14 protein-coding genes are annotated in these 17,575 nt (G+C 35.2%); 8 read left to right on the forward strand and 6 right to left on the reverse strand.

All coding sequences use genetic code 11. The features are described 5' to 3' along the window. Positions 1–193 precede the first annotated feature (193 nt). The 6 genes from ACFILO_RS06580 (at position 194) to ACFILO_RS06605 (ending at position 8,239) form a co-directional block, all read left to right on the forward strand. On the forward strand, positions 194–1,177 hold the full coding sequence (locus ACFILO_RS06580; protein ID WP_375613134.1) for an RluA family pseudouridine synthase: 984 nt from the start codon (positions 194–196) through the stop codon (positions 1,175–1,177). A 795-nt stretch (positions 1,178–1,972) separates the two neighbouring features. Next, positions 1,973–2,992, forward strand: a complete 1,020-nt coding sequence (locus tag ACFILO_RS06585; protein ID WP_375613133.1) for an ATP-binding cassette domain-containing protein — start codon at positions 1,973–1,975, stop codon at positions 2,990–2,992. Further along, positions 2,967–3,791, forward strand: coding sequence for an ABC-2 family transporter protein (locus ACFILO_RS06590; protein WP_375629019.1), 825 nt, complete (start codon positions 2,967–2,969; stop codon positions 3,789–3,791). The genes ACFILO_RS06585 and ACFILO_RS06590 overlap by 26 nt, the downstream gene beginning before the upstream one ends. After that, positions 3,775–4,563 carry an ABC-2 family transporter protein gene (locus ACFILO_RS06595; RefSeq protein ID WP_375613131.1) on the forward strand — a complete coding sequence of 263 codons (789 nt, stop codon included), beginning with the start codon at positions 3,775–3,777 and terminating at the stop codon, positions 4,561–4,563. The genes ACFILO_RS06590 and ACFILO_RS06595 overlap by 17 nt, the downstream gene beginning before the upstream one ends. A 2,405-nt stretch (positions 4,564–6,968) precedes the next feature. Continuing rightward, positions 6,969–7,328, forward strand: coding sequence for a hypothetical protein (locus ACFILO_RS06600; RefSeq protein ID WP_375613153.1), 360 nt, complete (start codon positions 6,969–6,971; stop codon positions 7,326–7,328). A gap of 545 nt (positions 7,329–7,873) precedes the next feature. Beyond that, positions 7,874–8,239 carry a response regulator gene (locus ACFILO_RS06605; RefSeq protein WP_273724078.1) on the forward strand — a complete coding sequence of 122 codons (366 nt, stop codon included), beginning with the start codon at positions 7,874–7,876 and terminating at the stop codon, positions 8,237–8,239. A gap of 311 nt (positions 8,240–8,550) precedes the next feature. On the opposite strand, the gene rpsI is transcribed toward ACFILO_RS06605, so the two are convergent. Continuing rightward, the gene (gene rpsI, locus ACFILO_RS06610; protein WP_015856545.1) at positions 8,551–9,036 is read right to left on the reverse strand and encodes a 30S ribosomal protein S9; all 486 of its coding nucleotides are present in this window, start codon (positions 9,034–9,036) and stop codon (positions 8,551–8,553) included. 2 nt (positions 9,037–9,038) lie between these two features. Next, on the reverse strand, positions 9,039–9,503 hold the full coding sequence (gene rplM, locus ACFILO_RS06615; protein ID WP_015856544.1) for a 50S ribosomal protein L13: 465 nt from the start codon (positions 9,501–9,503) through the stop codon (positions 9,039–9,041). Between the two features lie 296 nt (positions 9,504–9,799). Here rplM and recJ point away from each other — a divergent pair, with 296 nt between their 5' ends. Beyond that, a complete protein-coding gene (gene recJ / locus ACFILO_RS06620) occupies positions 9,800–11,584 on the forward strand; it encodes a single-stranded-DNA-specific exonuclease RecJ (RefSeq protein WP_375678023.1) in 1,785 nt (594 codons plus the stop codon). Positions 11,585–11,601: 17 nt separating this feature from the next. Here the strand turns inward: recJ and parE are convergent, their stop codons facing one another. The 4 genes from parE to ACFILO_RS06640 form a co-directional block, all read right to left on the reverse strand. Beyond that, positions 11,602–13,668, reverse strand: a complete 2,067-nt coding sequence (parE, locus tag ACFILO_RS06625) for a DNA topoisomerase IV subunit B (RefSeq protein ID WP_375678024.1) — start codon at positions 13,666–13,668, stop codon at positions 11,602–11,604. 81 nt (positions 13,669–13,749) lie between these two features. Continuing rightward, positions 13,750–14,487 carry a lipoyl(octanoyl) transferase LipB gene (gene lipB, locus ACFILO_RS06630; protein ID WP_375632403.1) on the reverse strand — a complete coding sequence of 246 codons (738 nt, stop codon included), beginning with the start codon at positions 14,485–14,487 and terminating at the stop codon, positions 13,750–13,752. 146 nt (positions 14,488–14,633) lie between these two features. Further along, the gene (locus ACFILO_RS06635; protein ID WP_375678025.1) at positions 14,634–15,485 is read right to left on the reverse strand and encodes a TPM domain-containing protein; all 852 of its coding nucleotides are present in this window, start codon (positions 15,483–15,485) and stop codon (positions 14,634–14,636) included. After that, entirely contained in the window at positions 15,485–16,111 is a 627-nt protein-coding gene (locus ACFILO_RS06640; RefSeq protein WP_375633780.1) for a LemA family protein, read from the reverse strand. The genes ACFILO_RS06635 and ACFILO_RS06640 overlap by 1 nt, the downstream gene beginning before the upstream one ends. A gap of 422 nt (positions 16,112–16,533) precedes the next feature. On the opposite strand from ACFILO_RS06640, the gene ACFILO_RS06645 reads away from it, so the two are divergent. After that, the gene (locus ACFILO_RS06645) at positions 16,534–17,304 is read left to right on the forward strand and encodes a class I SAM-dependent methyltransferase (RefSeq protein ID WP_375652835.1); all 771 of its coding nucleotides are present in this window, start codon (positions 16,534–16,536) and stop codon (positions 17,302–17,304) included. Positions 17,305–17,575: the final 271 nt, after the last annotated feature.

Genomic DNA, 17,575 nt, shown 5'->3' on the forward strand with positions numbered 1-17,575 from the left:
CATTCGCTATTAAGCGTAAAGGCTGTTGATTTTTACAACGCTTAGTTTTTAGCTAATAAAATTTGGACGTTAAGAAAAGGAAATTTTGGATACTAACTGTAATATGGTGTGATAAAACCAACTAAAATATGAATTTTTGTGTTTATAAAGGCGCAAAAATAGATCAATAAAATTATCAGGTAAGGGAATTTTCATGGCAGGCATAGAAATAAAAAAAGTTGAGGCAGATGAAAATGGAATGCGCTTAGATCGCTGGTTTAAAGTGCATTATCCAGGACTTGGTTTTGGAGCTTTGCAAAAATTGTTGCGTTCTGGTCAGATACGGGTTGATAGTGGACGTGTTAAAGCTGATACGCGTCTTTGTATAGGGCAAGCTGTTCGTATTCCACCTCTCCCTATTAATGACAAGGAGAGTCTTTCAATAACGGATAAAACACTTCGTGGGCAGGATGATGGGACCGTTTTGAAAAAAATGCTGCTTTATGAAGATCCAAAGGTATTTGTTTTTAATAAACCAGCTGGATTGGCTGTACAAGGAGGCTCTGGTTTAACACGTCATATGGATAGTATGCTTGAGGTATGGCGCAATAAAAAAGGTGAAAAGCCGCGTTTGGTTCATCGTCTTGATCGTGAGACGTCGGGTGTGCTTATTGTTGCGCGATCAAGGGGAGCTGCTCAGTCCTTAACTGCTGCTTTTAGAGCGCGAGAAACAAAAAAGACTTATTGGGCGTTGGTTCGGGGTGTGCCTAAAAAAAAGCAGGACAAAATTTCAACGTGGATGGTTAAGGAAATGACTGCACAAGGTGACAAAATGCGTGTTTGTGAACATGGGGAACCAGATTCATATCATGCGGTTTCCTACTATCGCGTTTTAGATACGCGAGGGCGGGCTCTTTCGTGGCTTGAAATGGAACCCTATACAGGGAGAACACATCAGCTTCGTGTGCATGCAGCCCATATGGATCATCCTATCATTGGCGATACAAAGTATTTTTTTTCTGATAGTAATTGGACATTACCAGGAGGAATTCAAAATCGTCTTCATCTTCATGCACGTCGTATTCGTATTCCGCATCCTTCAGGAGGAATATTGGACATTGTTGCACCTTTACCACCTCATATGGTCCAAAGTTTTAATCTTTTATCTTTTAATGAGAGTGATGCTGAAACCGACTAAACAAACTTCATTTGTTCTTTTTGATTGATACAAATTTTATCTATAAATTTGATAAGATGAATAGGGCATCATTTGAAGAAAGTTTTTGATAAGTCGATCGCTATGAGAAAATTGTGTTTTTGAGTGATGAAATTTTCGAATATCATGGCTTTCTTTCTACAGATCTTTATCCATATTGATTGTATTGTTATTTTGGATATGATGTATCGTTTAATAATCTGAGTTTATGAAGCTGCTCCTTTGAATTATCTACAGAGGTCATATATTGGGGAGGCGTGTCTGTTGAGGGAGATGAGTTAGATAAAATCTGAAAGATATTTACTAAAATAGTGAAAGCAATTTTAGTTTTTTCATGGGGAATAATGGAGGCATTTTATAGTAATGCTGAGGGAAAGTAGCCTCTCAAAAAATTCCTATTGTCAAGGATTTTTGTTTTGTTATCAATGTGGTTTGATATGCTTATAGTATAGATTTATGCTTTGTATCTTTGCTTACACAATGAAGCCTTCTTAGCAAAGCTCTCCTTTCAATGACCAATTATTTTTCTACTTACTTAGTTTATCCAAAAGATTATCTTTCATAAAAGAAGAAATAAGTTTTTAGTATCTTAATGCTTCATTGAAGTGAACTCATCACATTGAAAAAATATCTAGACAAAAAATTGGAGATAAAACGTCAGACGCGTTTTATTGCTCTAAGGAGGGCTTGAACACTTCTGTTTTTTCTAGTGAACAAAAACAGATATTTATTATGGAAACATTCAAAGGGGGGATAAGTTGAAATTAGGAGTGACTGATGGGATCATTATTGATTGACGTTAATAACGTCTCAAAAATATATCGCAACATTGACAGAGGAATTGGTTTTAAAAACAAGGTCTTTTCTCTCTTCAAGCCGGTTTATACAAATCATCATGTGTTAAAAGACATGAGTTTCACCCTCTTTTCAGGGCAATCGTTAGCAATTCTTGGCCCTAACGGAGCGGGTAAATCGACACTGATTAAAATACTTTCTGGTATACAATACGCTGATGAGGGATGTGTTAAAGTCCTTGGTGTTGATCCTTATAAAGCGAAGAAAAATCTGTTCAAGTCTTTGGGTGTGGTCTTTGGTCATAAGAATTGTTTATGGTGGGATTTGCCCTTACGCTACAGTCTGGATATGGTTCAACCATTATATGGTCTTGAACGCGCCTCTTTTACCCGTGATCTTAAAGAGATCGCTGAGTTACTGGGTCTTGAGCATATTATGGATAAGCCAGTGCGGATGCTTAGTCTGGGTGAGAGAGTGAAAAGTGAATTGGCATTTAATCTCTCCTTTAGACCTAAACTGTTGTTTCTCGATGAGCCAAGTATTGGTCTTGATCTTACATCTAAGCATGAAATCAGGGAGCTTCTTAAAAAACTGAAAAGGGAGCGTGGCACTGGGTATATCATCACAAGTCATGATATGGGAGATATTGATGGATACGTTGATGATATTATTCTCTTGCATAAAGGAAAGAAACAGTTTCATGGTAATCTTCACGCGCTTAAAAATGTCATTCCTTCTTTGGTGAGAATAACGTTTTTTTGTGAACACATGGCTGTACCTTCAGCTGTTGTAGAAAAAATTGATGAGATTGCGTTGAAATTATCTACTTCTTTAAAAGATAAGCACTTTAACGCTGAAGAATGCTCGCTGGAGGTTTCGCTGCCCCGTGAGGATTTTGCGCGTTTTGTACGCGAAATTACAACCAAATTGAACTGTACGTTCTCTGTATCCACTCCCTCGCTTGAAGAGATGCTCCGTGTTAAATTTAAAGAATTTATCTAACCACTGCTTTGGTATGTTTCTTTTTGCCAAGAATGGATTACTCACTGTTCTAAGTGATAGAGCAATGTTTTTTACCGATATTATCATTGGGACACTTTCGCCATTTGTTATTCAACTTCTATTATGGAATGCACTTTTCTCTGATACGGGCAACACCATAAATGGCTTTAGCTTTTATGATATGATGTATTATTATGCTTTTGCTTTAGTCCTAGGTCGCTTAAATAATGGTTATAATGTGATTAAGTTTTTCTCTCATCATGTTAAAGAAGGCCAATTAGAAGTATATCTTACAAAGCCCTTTAGTTATATGACACAAATGCTTTTTACTTTTTTAGGGGAGAGTGTATTATATAGCATCCCATTATTGGCTCTTTTTATTGTTAAGCTTGTTTTATCCTATGAAAATATTCTGGGATTGGTCATCGCTTTTCTGTTCTTTTTTCTGGTTGTTATTCTATCACAATTGCTTTGTTTTTTAATCTCTTTTGGAATTGCTTTATTAAGCTTTTGGGTGATTGAGTACAATATATTACTCTCTTTTAGTATTCTTAGTTCAGCGCTTCTTGGGGGTGTTCTTTTACCACCATCTTTTTGGCCGGTGTGGCTTATTCCGCTTATGCAATTTAATCCTTATCGTTTCATGATATCCGCTCCTGCCGAGTTTTTCGCGACGCAAAATTTAGCGTTGTTTCAGCAGTTTATTTTCGGAAGTTTTACTTATATTTTGTGTTTTTTATTCTTAATTTATATCGCTTGGAATAAAGGGATGAAAGCATATAATGGAGCAGGTGGTTGAGATGAAAATCATCCTTCATTTTATCAGTCTGAATATCCGCCGACAGATTGTTTATGGTAAGAATTTGGCTGGGGAGTTTATTCTTTCTCTATGCTATTATTTTATTCAATTCATATTTATTGATAGAGTATCTTCTTTTTCAGGAAAGATCGGTAACTATAGCAGAGATGAAATCCATTTTATCTTTGTTGTCTTTGTTTTACTTGGAATATTTTTGAATATTTTTATTAATTCTATTGAAACGTTTTTTGAAAAAGTAGCGGATGGTAAAATTGAACCATACTTGATAAAGCCCGTTTCAATTTGGTTGTTGATGTTGTTTGGTTGGTGTAAACCTCTTAATTTGATCAAGCTCTTTGTCCTTTATGTTAGTGCCTATTTATTTGTATCATTACCGAATATTTCTGATCTTAAGCTAAGATGGATCTCTTTTGTTGTTGCAATATTTTGTGTTTTTATTGTCAATATTTGTTTTTTTCTGATGTTCAATTTTATAACATTTATTATTAGCCGTAAGATGCCTGTCGAATATTTTCATGAAATGATTTATGAGCTTTCATTTGTGCCAATAGGAATTTATCCTTTAAGCATCGTAAAATGGCTTTTGTTTATGCTTCCCATGGCTTTTTCTGCTTCCTTGCCTGTGTCATTGTTGCTTGGTAAAGGCGAATGGAATATTGGATATCTTCTGTTGAGCGCTTTTCTTTCCATGGTCATGACTTTCATAAGTTATAAGAAAACAATGCGTAAATTTAATGGATTAGGGGGATGAGATGAAAGTCAGCATGATTATAAAAATAAAAAATTGAGTGAAAATTCTATCGTACTGTAAAATATCGTTATTTATGCTGGCGGTATAAGGCATGTAAAATTTACACATGAGGATTTTTTATTAGACATATTCATGCATAAAATCGGTTGTATTTCTATAGCTATGAGCAAAGAATTTACAATAAAAATCAGAGAATTAAATTTCTTGGTTTTAGATTAGTTTGAGTTTAGATGGCTGCTTGATGACACAAGCCAATGGTAAGATGGTGTACAATATTAGTAGTGCTTTCTTCTCCGAGCAAAATTTATTTTTGTTGCGTTTATAGTGCTAAAAAATTGTCAAAGATGGGTAATTTTTATATGTGCAAAATGTGGTTATTCGTGCGGATTTTGTTGGTACATTCAATATATTATTACGTGGATGAGTTTTTGCTTAAACAATAAGAAAATTGACAGAATAAAGCTTTTAAGTTGCCCGATAGAAAGCTAAGAGCTTCGCCAAACAACATGATAGCAATTATCAAGACAACAATCACATAGAGATTTTTCAGCATGCTGAGCAGTCAAAATTCAGTTAATAATTGCTTGGAAATAAAAGGATTCACCAATCCAAGCAGGCAAAAACGATGGCAACGCAACTGAGTTCAATAACATAATTAAATATATTTCTTTGTTGTACTTGTTAACTAATGGAATTATACCTAATTTTATTGTGAATTTCTTATTTTATGTTATGATTTTATTTAATATAAAGATAATTATTATGTAATATTTTAGTGTTATTATAAATATTATTATTTAATTAAATATATACAATATAAACATAATATATTTATATTATTTTAAAAAGTAATTAAATAAGATATTATTTTTTAAAAAATTATTTTCTATTTTTTTAATATTAATAAGCTCATTTTTCAATTTTTCATTAACAATGATAAGAGAAAAATGGAGTTTTACATCCTCTTTACAATAAATAAAAATGATACTTTAATCTGGTTTTGCTCTCTAAGCTTAGAGCTATACAAATGTTATTGCTTATCATTAATAAAACTAATGTGATTGATGGCGTAGAGATTACAAAGGGCTAATTTTTTTTGCATGTAATTCATATCTTTTACAAGACTTTAAAAATAACACAGAAAAAATGAGAGAGGAAGGAATAGTGAACAAGAGTGATAAGCTTTTTCATTTTCTAGTGTTATGATTACTTTTGTATTTTACGGTTCATTCATTGTATGTATGATCAATTCCAAAATTTTTATTTTAAGCTTATAGTGAATCTATATTTTAGTCTGTTATTGAAGTGTTGTCGTGATTGAGATTACAATATCACAGTAGTGAACACTCTGATTTAATAGAGAAGATTGTTTGCTAGCAAATAATCTATCCATATCAACGTTATTTAAATTTTTTTCCAAAATATATATCTATGTTAATTTTCGCGATTGATATCTTTTCTAAGATGAAAAGGGGCATGAGCTGATTTGAATATCCATAAATTTTTCGTATTAACTCAAAAAATATACGATCACATCATTTTACGGCTATTCTAGATTATCATTTTGATAAACTGAATAAGTATAGCGATGCGTCTTACAAATATTTGCAAAAATGCTTTTATTGGACATTATTAAATTTTTTATGATTTATATTTTTAATCATTTTATCTTGGTTAGAAAGAAGGTGTATTCATTTTTATTTCTCTATTTTATCTTAAAGTCGTGGAATTATATTAATGTTAGAAATTTATAATTGTGGAAGACAATGAACTTTATTAAAATTATTCCACGTTCTTGTAGAAACGCATGGCTGTGAAATCGTTGAAATGCGTAATAGCTTATGGCATTAGATTTGGCGCATTCACCAAAGTTATCCCTTATCTTACCTAATTTAGCTTTTTCAATCAAAGAGTTAAGCTGGTGCTTACGCTAATTGTAGCTGGGGCAAATATTTTTTCTCAATCTATCCTAAGGAAAAATTATTTTATAAAAATATTTATTTTACTATATTATACAAAAAATAAAAACATTATGTGTAACTAAAAAACAACATATTGATATTTTTATATATTATAAAATCATAATAATATTTATGATAATAAAGCTAAATTTATAATAAAAACAATAAAATAATTTTATTTTAACATATTTTTATCATTAAACTACATAATGTAAAGTACAAATAAAATAATTGACAATTATTAAATAAACATGTAACGGATATATTGTAAGTGTAATATAATATAAAAATAACAATTAAAATAAAATTATTAATTAAATTTTGTATTATATTTTTATTATCAGAAGATAAATATACTTTATCGATAGATAACGGAATGTTTTCTATTTAGAGGGGGCGGTAAAGAAAATTTATTTTACTAAATGTTGTAATTAGGTGGTTATGATGAAAATATTCAAGCATTGTATAGTATGTTTTGTTGCAGTAGCGATTTTCTTTTCACAGATTTTAAGAGCCAATGCTGATTCTTTAAATGGCAGATTTCAAAATGCTGGTTTTATTTCTGTAATGACACAGGAAAATAGAGTTATTAAAGCTGTTGATATGATTATTAGCCAGTTTGGAGGACAAGGGGCTGAGAAAAATGTCCAAAAAGTTGCGGGTTTAATGGGGTTGGAGACAGCGATTTTTGGTCTCATCGCATATCTTGTATATTTCTTTACTAGAAAGCCACCGAGTCCTAACAGAGAGACAGGTGGAAGAACATTCGATGCTTTTGCTCATAGTTCATGGGCTTTGAATTAAAAGATATTATCCTTGATAAACTTTGAATTATGCTGTTATTGAATGTTTTATATTAAATAAACCGTGATATTTAATCACGGTTTATTTATTTTTTTTAATCTTAATGACCTTGATAAGTTTATCCTTTTATATCATTAAGATATTGTTTTGTGGATGCCAGTATATGGTGCATTAAATTCAGCTAATCAGTTGCTTTTTAAATTTACTTAAATTTTTTTCTCTTCAAAATGCGCATTTGAGCTAAGTTTGTGGTTGATATTTTTTTTATGATGAAAACGCGAATGCATTAATTGAGATATCCATAAACTTTGTATATCAACTCAAAAAATACAAGGTCACACAATCTTACGACTATTTGTGGGTTTTATGTTGATGAACTGAATAAGTATAGCGATGCGTCTTACAAATATTTGCAAAAATGCTTTTATTGGAATCTTTTAATCTCTTTGTGGTTTACAATTCATTTTATCATTTTATCTTAAGCAAAGAGAATGTGGATTCATTTCTATTTCTCTATTTTATCTGAGAAGGGTGGAGTTATACGAATGTCAAAAAAAGTCATGATCGTGGAAGATAATGAGCTTAATATGAAGTTATTTCGCGATCTTGTAGAAGCGAGTGGTTATGAAACCGTTGAAACACGTAATGGTCTTATGGCATTAGATTTGGCGCGTTCATCAATGCCATCTCTTATCCTTGTGGATATCCAGTTGCCAGAGGTCTCTGGAATAGATGTTATTAAACAATTAAAAGAAGATGAAGAACTTCGATCAATCCCCGTTGTTGCTGTAACAGCTTTTGCTATGAAAGGCGATGAGGAGCGAATTCGTGCCAGTGGATGTGAAGAATATATGTCAAAGCCTATTTCTGTCCCTCATTTTATTACAATGGTAAAGCATTTCTTGGACTAAAGCTTGTTAAGTGATGATAGAAAAAATATTGAAAAGCTTATAAGATTGCTAAAGTTGTCGCGTAAATATTTTTGTGCTTTAGCACGTCGATATATTACAAGTTAGTAAAACAGATTTAAAAAATTGAAACTGAAGTTTTGAATTTTTTCGGTCTATTTTTCTTGCCTTTTATCTTAAGAGAAGAGGTTGTTTTGCATTCTTGTTTTTTCTAATCGGTATAGATTTGTTCCTACATTCATCTAAAAGTCTGTTTTAGCAGTTTAAAAAAGCCCCGTTTTTGTCCGAGGCTTTATGCATTGCAAAAATTGAAATTAACGCTTTGAGAATTGGAAAGAACGACGTGCTTTTGCTTTACCGTATTTTTTACGTTCAACAACACGACTATCACGGGTAAGAAACCCACCTTTTTTCAAGATTGAGCGAAGTTCTGGTTCGTAATAGGTTAAAGCTTTGGAAATGCCATGGCGCACTGCACCGGCTTGTCCAGAAAGACCACCGCCTGCAACGGTTGCAATAATATCAAACTGGGTATCCCTATTTGTTGCAACAATTGGTTGACGAAGAATCATTCTAAGAACAGGACGAGCAAAATATTTGTCAAATTCCTTATTGTTGATCGTGATTTTTCCAGAACCTGGTTTAATCCATACACGCGCAACAGCGTCTTTACGCTTTCCTGTTGCGTAAGCACGTCCTTGTGAATCAAGCTTCTGCACGTGAACAGGAACAACATTTTCATGTGTTTCTGTAATACTTGTTACTATGCTAAGCTCAGAAAGAGAATTAATTTCAGCCATAATCAAGCAATCCTTTTGTTTTTGCGGTTTAAAGCACCAACGTCAAGAGATTCAGGCTGTTGTGCTTCATGTGGATGTTGGCTTCCAGCGTAAACACGTAGATTCTTCAATTGACGGCGACCAAGGGGCCCTCGAGGAATCATGCGCTCTACTGCTTTTTCAATAACGCGTTCGGGAAAACGCCCCTCAAGAAGTTGACGTGCTGTACGTTGTTTGATTCCACCAATATAGCCGGTATGCCAATAATATTTTTTATCCGTATATTTTTTGCCAGTGAGAGCTATTTTATCTGCATTAATGACAATAACGTTGTCACCATCATCAACATGTGGAGTAAATGTAGCTTTATGTTTGCCACGTAAGCGGTTAGCAACAAATGTGGCAAGACGACCCAAAACAAGGTTTTCTGCGTCAATAATAACCCATTTTTTCACCACTTCAGTTGGCTTTTGTGAAAAAGTTGCCATAGAAGTATCCTTTATTAGAACCCTTTTAATATAAGGGAATTTTTACTGTTTTGCGTTGAAAATTGTTACCATAGCGAAATATTTAACGCATACTACTTGCTCTGATATAATGTCTTTTGATTGACGTCAAGAGAAAATAAAAACTTTATAAAACAACATGTTACAAGAAAGGTATTATAATACCCCATTAAAAGAAGTTTGTAGACCATTTAAACTTAAAATGAATGTTGCAAAAGACTATTTTATCTTTAACGCATGATTGTATTTTATCGTTCTTCATTATAAAATAAGAAATAATGCAGTGGTCTCGTTATTTTCTCAATGTTGAATCTTCTGCTTGTGGTCAAGCTTGGTTAGATGCCCTTGATATTCAAGGGATAAATAACGCGCGCGCTATTTCTCAAAAATTTGGCTTTCCAGATCAGTTAGCTCGAGTACTTTCAGCAAGAGATGTGGATGAAGCTGAGGCTGTTGCTTTTATTAATCCAACATTGCGTACGCTTATGCCTGATCCAGAAAGTTTTAGGGATATGCAATGCGCTGCAGAGCGCATTGTTAAGGCTCTTCTCAATCAAGAACAGGTTGCTGTGTTTGGTGATTATGATGTTGATGGTGCTTGTTCATCGGCACTCATAGCACGTTTTTTTCGTTATTTTGGTATTGAAGTCAAAATTTATATTCCTGATCGTATTGTTGAAGGCTATGGTCCGAATGAACAAGCAATGAGAATGCTTGTGCAAGAAGGCGCTCGGTTAATTATCACTGTTGATTGTGGCGCAAACAGTCCTGATGCCGTAAAAGCAGCGAGGCTTGCTGGTGCTGATGTTGTGATTTTAGATCATCATCAAATGTCAGAGATTCATCAAGAAGCTGTTGCTCTTGTCAATCCTAATCGTCCTGATGATTTTTCTAAACAGGGGCATTTATGTGCAGCTGGCGTTGTTTTTGTTACGTTAGCTTGGGTTCATCATTTGCTGCGGAAAAAACAATTCCAAGGACCGCTGCCTGATCTTTTAAGTATGCTTGATCTTGTTGCATTGGCAACCATATGTGATGTCGTTCCATTACAGGGGGTTAACCGTGCTTTTGTGTTAAAAGGGCTTCAAGTTGCTCGTTCTATGCATAATCTAGGAATAACAGCTTTAACAAAGGTTGCACGAATAGGGGAGCCGCTTAATAGTTTTCATTTAGGTTTTTTATTAGGTCCTAGAATTAATGCAGGAGGGCGCATTGGTGATCAAGCTTTGGGAGCACGTTTGCTTAGCTGTGAGAATAAAGATGAAGCGGACAGAATAGCAGAACAATTAGATCGGCTTAATCAAGAACGCCAAGAAATGGAGAATATTCAATTAGCACAAGCGGAATCTTACATTTCTTCTCTTTATCAAGATCAAGAAATACCATTGTCACTTGTCATTTCTCATAAAGAATGGCATCCGGGGATTATTGGTATTCTTGCTTCCCGCCTCAAAGAGCGTTTTTTTTGCCCTGTTTTTGCTATTGCTTTGAAAGAAGATGGAAATGGCGTAGGGTCGGGACGCTCAATTAATGGTATAGATTTAGGAGCACTCGTTCGTGAAGCTGTTACATTAAATTTATTAGAAAAAGGAGGGGGGCATAGTATGGCAGCAGGAATTACAATTCAATCAACAAAAATTGAAATTTTTCGAAAATGGCTAGAGGAAAAAGTTTCTTTAATGGTTTCACAGTTGCGTGCAAAAAAATCTCTTAGTATAGATGGTTCTCTTTCTGCTTCTGGTGTTAATGAAGCGCTGTTTGAATTGCTTGAAAAAGCAGGGCCATTTGGGGCAGGGAATGCAACACCTATTTTTGTTCTTCCCTCTCATCGACTGGTGAATCTATCTGAAGTTGGTAAAGGACATCTTCGCCTCATTGTATCTAATGTTGAAGGAAAAAAACTACAAGGAATAGCTTTTCGTGCTGTAGGGACATCGCTAGGTGATTTTCTTTTTGAAAATATTGGTGAAATGATTCATTTAGCTGGTCATCTTAGTTTGAATTATTGGAATGGAACGATCAATCCGCAACTGCGCGTGATTGACGCAGCTGCAGTGGTTTGAAAGGGATATTTTTTACATTAGATGTCTAGATTAGAAGCAAAAGTAGAGTTTTCTTGTATGAAACGAAATCGTGCTTCTGGTTTTGTTCCCATGAGACTTTCTACAGTCTTTTTTGTTTCTTGCATTTCCACGGCATCAATAGAAACACGAAGCAATGTACGTTTTTGAGGATGCATAGTCGTTTCTTTAAGTTGTTCTGCGCGCATTTCACCCAGCCCTTTAAAACGCCCGATTTCGATTTTAGCTTTTCCAGTAAATTCAGTTTTGAGCAATTCATCCTTATGAATGTCGTCACGAGCATAAGCAACTTTTCCTCCTTGCGATATTCTATAAAGGGGAGGGACGGCAAGATATAAATGTCCCTGATGAATAAGGTCAGGCATTTCTTGAAAGAAGAAGGTAATGAGCAGTGACGCAATATGAGCACCATCAACATCAGCATCTGTCATGATGATAATACGTTCATATCTGAGATCTTTTTCACGATACTTGGAGCGTGTTCCACATCCAAGAGCAAGGATCAGATCGCTAATTGTTTGGCTTGAGTTCATTTTTTCATGTGCAGCACTGGCGACATTTAAGATTTTACCACGAAGAGGTAAAATTGCTTGGTTTGCTCTATTTCTTGCTTGTTTAGCAGATCCTCCTGCAGAATCCCCTTCAACAATGAATAGTTCAGCACCCACAGCATGGTTCTGGCTACAATCTGCAAGTTTACCGGGCAGACGTAATTTACGGACAGCAGTTTTTCGACTTATTTCTCTATCTTGGCGTCGTCTAACACGTTCTTCAGCACGTTCAATAACCCAATCGAGAAGTTTTGTTGCTTCTTGTGGGGAATTTGCTAACCAATGATCAAAGGGATCGCGGATTGCATTCTCAACGATACGCTGTGCTTCAATGGTTGCTAATCGATCTTTTGTTTGTCCAACAAATTCAGGGTTACTGATAAAGACTGAAAGTATTGCGGCTGTTGAAATCATAATATCGTCAGACGTAATAATCGTTGCGCGCTTGTTTCCTATTAACTCAGCGTAGGATTTCAATCCACGCAAAAGAGCTTGACGTAATCCTATTTCATGTGTTCCGCCTTCTCCTGTAGGAATCGTATTGCAGTAAGATTGCACACAAGAATCACCACCATGCCAAGCGATAGCCCACTCAACGGAGCCATGGCCATTATTGTGGTGTGTTTTGCCAGAAAAAATTTCTGACGTTACTCGATATTCATCTTTTAGTGACGAAAGTAAATAGTCTTTAAGCCCATCGGGAAAATGAAAAACAGCTTTTTCAGGAATATTTTTTGCGCCTTCAAGTATGACGGGATCACAAGACCAGCGAATTTTTACGCCACCAAAAAGATAGGCTTTGGAGCATGTCATCTTATAGATTTTTTCTGGATCAAAAGCTGCTTTTTCACCAAAAATTTTATGATCAGGATGAAAACGAACGCGCGTACCACGACGATTATAAACATCTCCCAGATCTTCCAATCCAGATTGAGGAATACCGCGTGAGAAACGTTGGCGGTAAAGTTTTCGTTCTCGTGCAACTTCAACCTCCATATCATCAGAAAGAGCATTGACGACAGAAATTCCTACTCCATGAAGTCCACCTGCAGTTTGATAAGCCTTTCCATCAAATTTTCCCCCTGAGTGGAGTTGTGTCATAATAACTTCAAGAGTCGATTTCTCAGGCATTTGAGGATGATTTTCAACAGGAATACCGCGTCCATTATCTGTAACGGTTATATAACCGTTCCTATCTAATGAGACCTCAATAGAATCTGCATAACCCGCAACAGCTTCATCCATCGCGTTATCAATAATTTCGGCAAATAAATGATGAAGCGCTTTACTGTCTGTTCCACCAATATACATTCCAGGGCGTAAACGTACCGGCTCTAAACCCTCAAGAACTCGAATAGAGAGGGCATTATAGTCATCTTCTTGCGTATCTTTTGCACTTTTTCTTGAAATCATCGCGTTTGATTTCATTGGAGACTGCAGAGTGTTTTCTTTTGTATTTACCCGAGATTGGGCTTTATTTAAAACACTAAAAAGATCCTTTTTGTTATCGCTCATAGCGTTTAACTATCCACCTCATAAAATCAAATATTTATTAAAATAATTTTATGCCTGTTTTTTATTTAAAAATCAATGCACTTAGGAAACATCGATTGTTGGACCAAAAATTTTTTCAAAAGCGTGTTTGAGAGCAATATCAATATCATGCATTGCTACAGGGCAACCTAGATCAAGAAAGCTTGTTACACCGTGGTTTGTAATTCCACAAGGAACAATTCCTGAATAATGGGCTAAATTAGGATTAACATTGATAGAAACTCCATGAAAACTTATCCATTTGCGCACTCGAATGCCAATAGCTGCAATTTTATCTTCGGAAGAAAGATCATTTTGTTTTGATGGGCAATGAGACTGTTTAACCCAGACACCAACGCGATCTTCTCTGCGTTCGCCTTTAATATTAAAGTTGGCAAGCATCTGTATGATCCATTCTTCTAATGCACTAATGAAAGCACGAATGTCTTGTTTCCGGCGTTTAAGATCAAGCATGATATAAGCAATACGCTGTCCTGGACCGTGATATGTAAATTCACCTCCTCGTCCTGCTTCATAAACAGGGAATAAATTAGGCGCCAAAAGATCTTTTTTATTTGCACTCGTTCCCGCTGTATAAAGGGAAGGGTGTTCAAGAAGCCAAACTTGTTCATGCGCGGTTTTTGCAAGAATTTTTTCTACACGTTCTTGCATATAACGCAGAGCTTCAGGATACTCAACTAGATGATCACTTATCTTCCATTCAACGGGTGGATTTCCTAGAATTGCATTAAAATGATGTGATAAGTGATTACGATCCGTATGTTTCAATTCAAATGTCATTGGTAATATTTATCTTGATGTTTGAGTTTATTTTGTAATCAATAAAAGTGATTATAGAGTAAGGTATAGAATTGTTGAATAAAAGAGAATACGTTCATAAATTTTATCTTAAGAAGATTTGCTACGCTTAAAAATCCACGTTCCTTTTACCATCTTCCTGTTGCACCACCACCACCAGATGATCCACCACCACCCCTAAATCCCCCTCCACCCCGAGGACCACCGAACCTTCCACCAGGATATCTGCCACCGGCACTTAAGTTAAGAAACCAAGGTGTGAAGATGATCCCCAGCCAGAGATACTTTTGTGGGCCCACTTTTTTACCAAAAATCATTGCAAGAATGGGCAAACCAACGACTATAAAGAGAATGAGAAACATGATTGTATTTATAATCATTTCTTCTTTTTCAGCTTGTTTACGTTGTTCTTCAACGATTTTAGCTTTTTCTTTGATGCGAAAAGTAAAATCAGAATCACTTTCTGTAATAACTTTGATAATTGTATCAACTGCTTCAGCAATTCCTTTTTGATAATTTCCTTCGCGAAAATTAGGAATCATGAAGCTATTAATAATGACAGAGGAAAGAGCATCTGTTAGCTCTCCTTCCAAACCATATCCAACTTCGATACGTGCTGTGCGTTCATTCGGTGCAATGACCAGTAATACACCATTATTGATCTTCTTTTGGCCTAATCCCCATGTACGAAAAAGAGAATTGCTGTACGTTTCTATATCGTTGCCCGAAAGAGTAGGGAGTGTTACAAGAACAATTTGATCTCCCGTTTTCTCTTCGAGTGCTGCCAGTTTTTTTGTCAAGTCTTCCTTGGTTGCATTATCGAGCAAATGAGCCACATCATTAACATAACCTGTTAAATGAGGAAATTTTATTTGCGAACAAGCGATACTTCCCAATGCAGCAACTAAATACAGAGAGCAGATAAAAGCCCATAATTGTGGAAATACAATACGTTGCAAAGAGTATCGAAATGATTTCATTAATTAAAATTAACCTTTGGTGTTTGTTGGCTATCAGTATCGATGGTAAAAGTTGGCATAGGTTTAGCATCGCGAAACCATAATTTTGCCCAAATCATCGTCGGCATTGTTTTGAGTGCAGTATTGTAGGCACGTACTGTTTCAATATAATCGCGGCGCGCAACGGAAATACGGTTTTCTGTTCCTTCTAATTGTGATTGAAGAGCAAGAAAGTTTTGGTTTGCTTTAAGATCCGGATAGTTTTCAACAACAGCCATAAGTCGCGAAAGTGCACTTGATAAATTTGCTTGATTTTTGAGATATTGCTGCATAACTTCTGGATTATTCAACATATCTGCATTAATGTTGACTTGTGTTGCTTTAGCACGTGCTTCAATTACATTTGTGAAAACACTTTGTTCATGAGCTGCGTAAGCTTTAACTGTTTCTACAAGATTGGGGATGAGATCTGTACGACGTTGATATTGATTGAGCACTTCACTCCATGCTGCATGTGCTTTTTCTTCATTTGTTGGTATCGTATTAAATCCGCACCCACTTAAAAATGGCACTAACCATGCCAAAAAAATCACGATTGGAAATTTTTTTAATATTTTAAACATTGAAGAAGTTTGTACATTTAACATAAAGATGTCTCCACAGATATTTTATGTATTATATAGGGTTTATTTTCTTGGTGGAAAGTATTTTGAACTTTATAAACAGGCGTATTTATCAATAAATTGATATCTCTATGCGTTTTAGGTACGCTTAAGTGACTTGTTGATATTAAAATAATCATAGTAATATAGATGTCATCTTATAAAAGTTCAATAATATTTATATCAATTATTATTACAGAAAATTATATTATTTTCGTAGGAGTTTTGGGTTTTGCAACGTGCAGATAAAAATTGGAAAAGAGAAAAATGTAAGTATTAATCTTATGGAAAGATAGAAGGTCAGGGCAGTTCTTATTTTCCTCCTTTAGAAGTTATGTTTAATACATTGGATAAAAAAGGCTTTTTAATTATGTATGGTAGTAATTGAGAAGGAGGGTGAAAGTCCTATGATAGAAAGTGTTCAGCGGCAAAGTGAAAAGTTTGATGGATTGGCTAATGATTATGATCGTCCTCGCTATCCCCTTACTTTATTTAAAACCATGCTCCATCCTTTTAAGAACAAAAAGCATTTGTCCATTGTGGATGTGGGTGCTGGGACAGGCATCGCATTAGAGGGAATTGTTAAATTTTTAGGAAATGAGCACCAATATCATGCTATCGATGTATCGGCAGATATGATTAAGCAGGGGCGAAAAAAATTTCCTACGGTGCAGTGGTATCAGGGCCGTGCCGAAGACCTATTGCCTCAAATTGGCGAGGTTGATCTTGTCATTGCAGCGCAAGCGTTTCAGTGGATGGATCGTCCCAAGTTGCTTTGTCTTGTGTCAGATCAACTTCGAGTCAATGGTGTCATGGCGGTTATTCAAAATAATCGTGATTTCAGGCATAGCGAATTTCTAGAGTCTTATGAGACATTGTTAGAGAAAATGAGTCCGAACTATTCTCGGTATTATCGTAATTTTGATTTTTTACAGGAAATGAGTGGTGGCTTTGGGGTAGATCCAGAAAAGATTTTTTTTCATACGCACAATTGGACGATGATGATCCCATCTGAAGCTTTTATTGGAATGAGCCGCTCTTCAACGCAAGTGCAACGCGCTATTGCTTGCTATGGGGAAGAATATTTGCGGCAATTAGTCGCATTGATAAAGAAATATGAAGTGCAAGGCAATTTGGAGCTTTTGTATCGAAGTGAGCTCTATATGTATGCAGGATAATCCGATATCGATGATTGCTTTTGCTTTTTTAGCACATCAGAGTAGGCGGTATTCAGGAAATTAACGCCTTATTAAGGCAGATTTTGAGGGGGATGCTTTTTCTTCAGCACTCAAATTGACATCTTATTATATCTGATTTTCATTGTTCACTTGATATGAGAGAGTTTAAATAGAAAATTTATGCAGTGCATTATAGTATCGAAGCGCTTTTTTTACTGCAGTTTAACAACAGATTATTTTATAAAATAAGAAGAGGTAGATTGAATAGAAA

This window comes from Bartonella sp. AP72JLCBS, assembly GCF_042195705.1.
In the GTDB taxonomy this organism is placed as follows: domain Bacteria; phylum Pseudomonadota; class Alphaproteobacteria; order Rhizobiales; family Rhizobiaceae; genus Bartonella.

What these genes read in the sequence shown, in the direction of transcription:
- ACFILO_RS06595 (WP_375613131.1), top strand. Translation starts at nt 3,775, where the DNA reads ATGGAGCAGGTGGTTGAGATGAAAATCATCCTTCATTTTATCAGTCTG.
- ACFILO_RS06585 (WP_375613133.1), top strand. Translation starts at nt 1,973, where the DNA reads ATGGGATCATTATTGATTGACGTTAATAACGTCTCAAAAATATATCGC.
- ACFILO_RS06640 (WP_375633780.1), bottom strand. Translation starts at nt 16,111, where the DNA reads ATGTTAAATGTACAAACTTCTTCAATGTTTAAAATATTAAAAAAATTT.
- ACFILO_RS06605 (WP_273724078.1), top strand. Translation starts at nt 7,874, where the DNA reads ATGTCAAAAAAAGTCATGATCGTGGAAGATAATGAGCTTAATATGAAG.
- lipB (WP_375632403.1), bottom strand. Translation starts at nt 14,487, where the DNA reads ATGACATTTGAATTGAAACATACGGATCGTAATCACTTATCACATCAT.
- parE (WP_375678024.1), bottom strand. Translation starts at nt 13,668, where the DNA reads ATGAGCGATAACAAAAAGGATCTTTTTAGTGTTTTAAATAAAGCCCAA.
- ACFILO_RS06645 (WP_375652835.1), top strand. Translation starts at nt 16,534, where the DNA reads ATGATAGAAAGTGTTCAGCGGCAAAGTGAAAAGTTTGATGGATTGGCT.
- ACFILO_RS06600 (WP_375613153.1), top strand. Translation starts at nt 6,969, where the DNA reads ATGAAAATATTCAAGCATTGTATAGTATGTTTTGTTGCAGTAGCGATT.
- rpsI (WP_015856545.1), bottom strand. Translation starts at nt 9,036, where the DNA reads ATGGCTGAAATTAATTCTCTTTCTGAGCTTAGCATAGTAACAAGTATT.
- rplM (WP_015856544.1), bottom strand. Translation starts at nt 9,503, where the DNA reads ATGGCAACTTTTTCACAAAAGCCAACTGAAGTGGTGAAAAAATGGGTT.
- recJ (WP_375678023.1), top strand. Translation starts at nt 9,800, where the DNA reads ATGCAGTGGTCTCGTTATTTTCTCAATGTTGAATCTTCTGCTTGTGGT.
- ACFILO_RS06635 (WP_375678025.1), bottom strand. Translation starts at nt 15,485, where the DNA reads ATGAAATCATTTCGATACTCTTTGCAACGTATTGTATTTCCACAATTA.
- ACFILO_RS06580 (WP_375613134.1), top strand. Translation starts at nt 194, where the DNA reads ATGGCAGGCATAGAAATAAAAAAAGTTGAGGCAGATGAAAATGGAATG.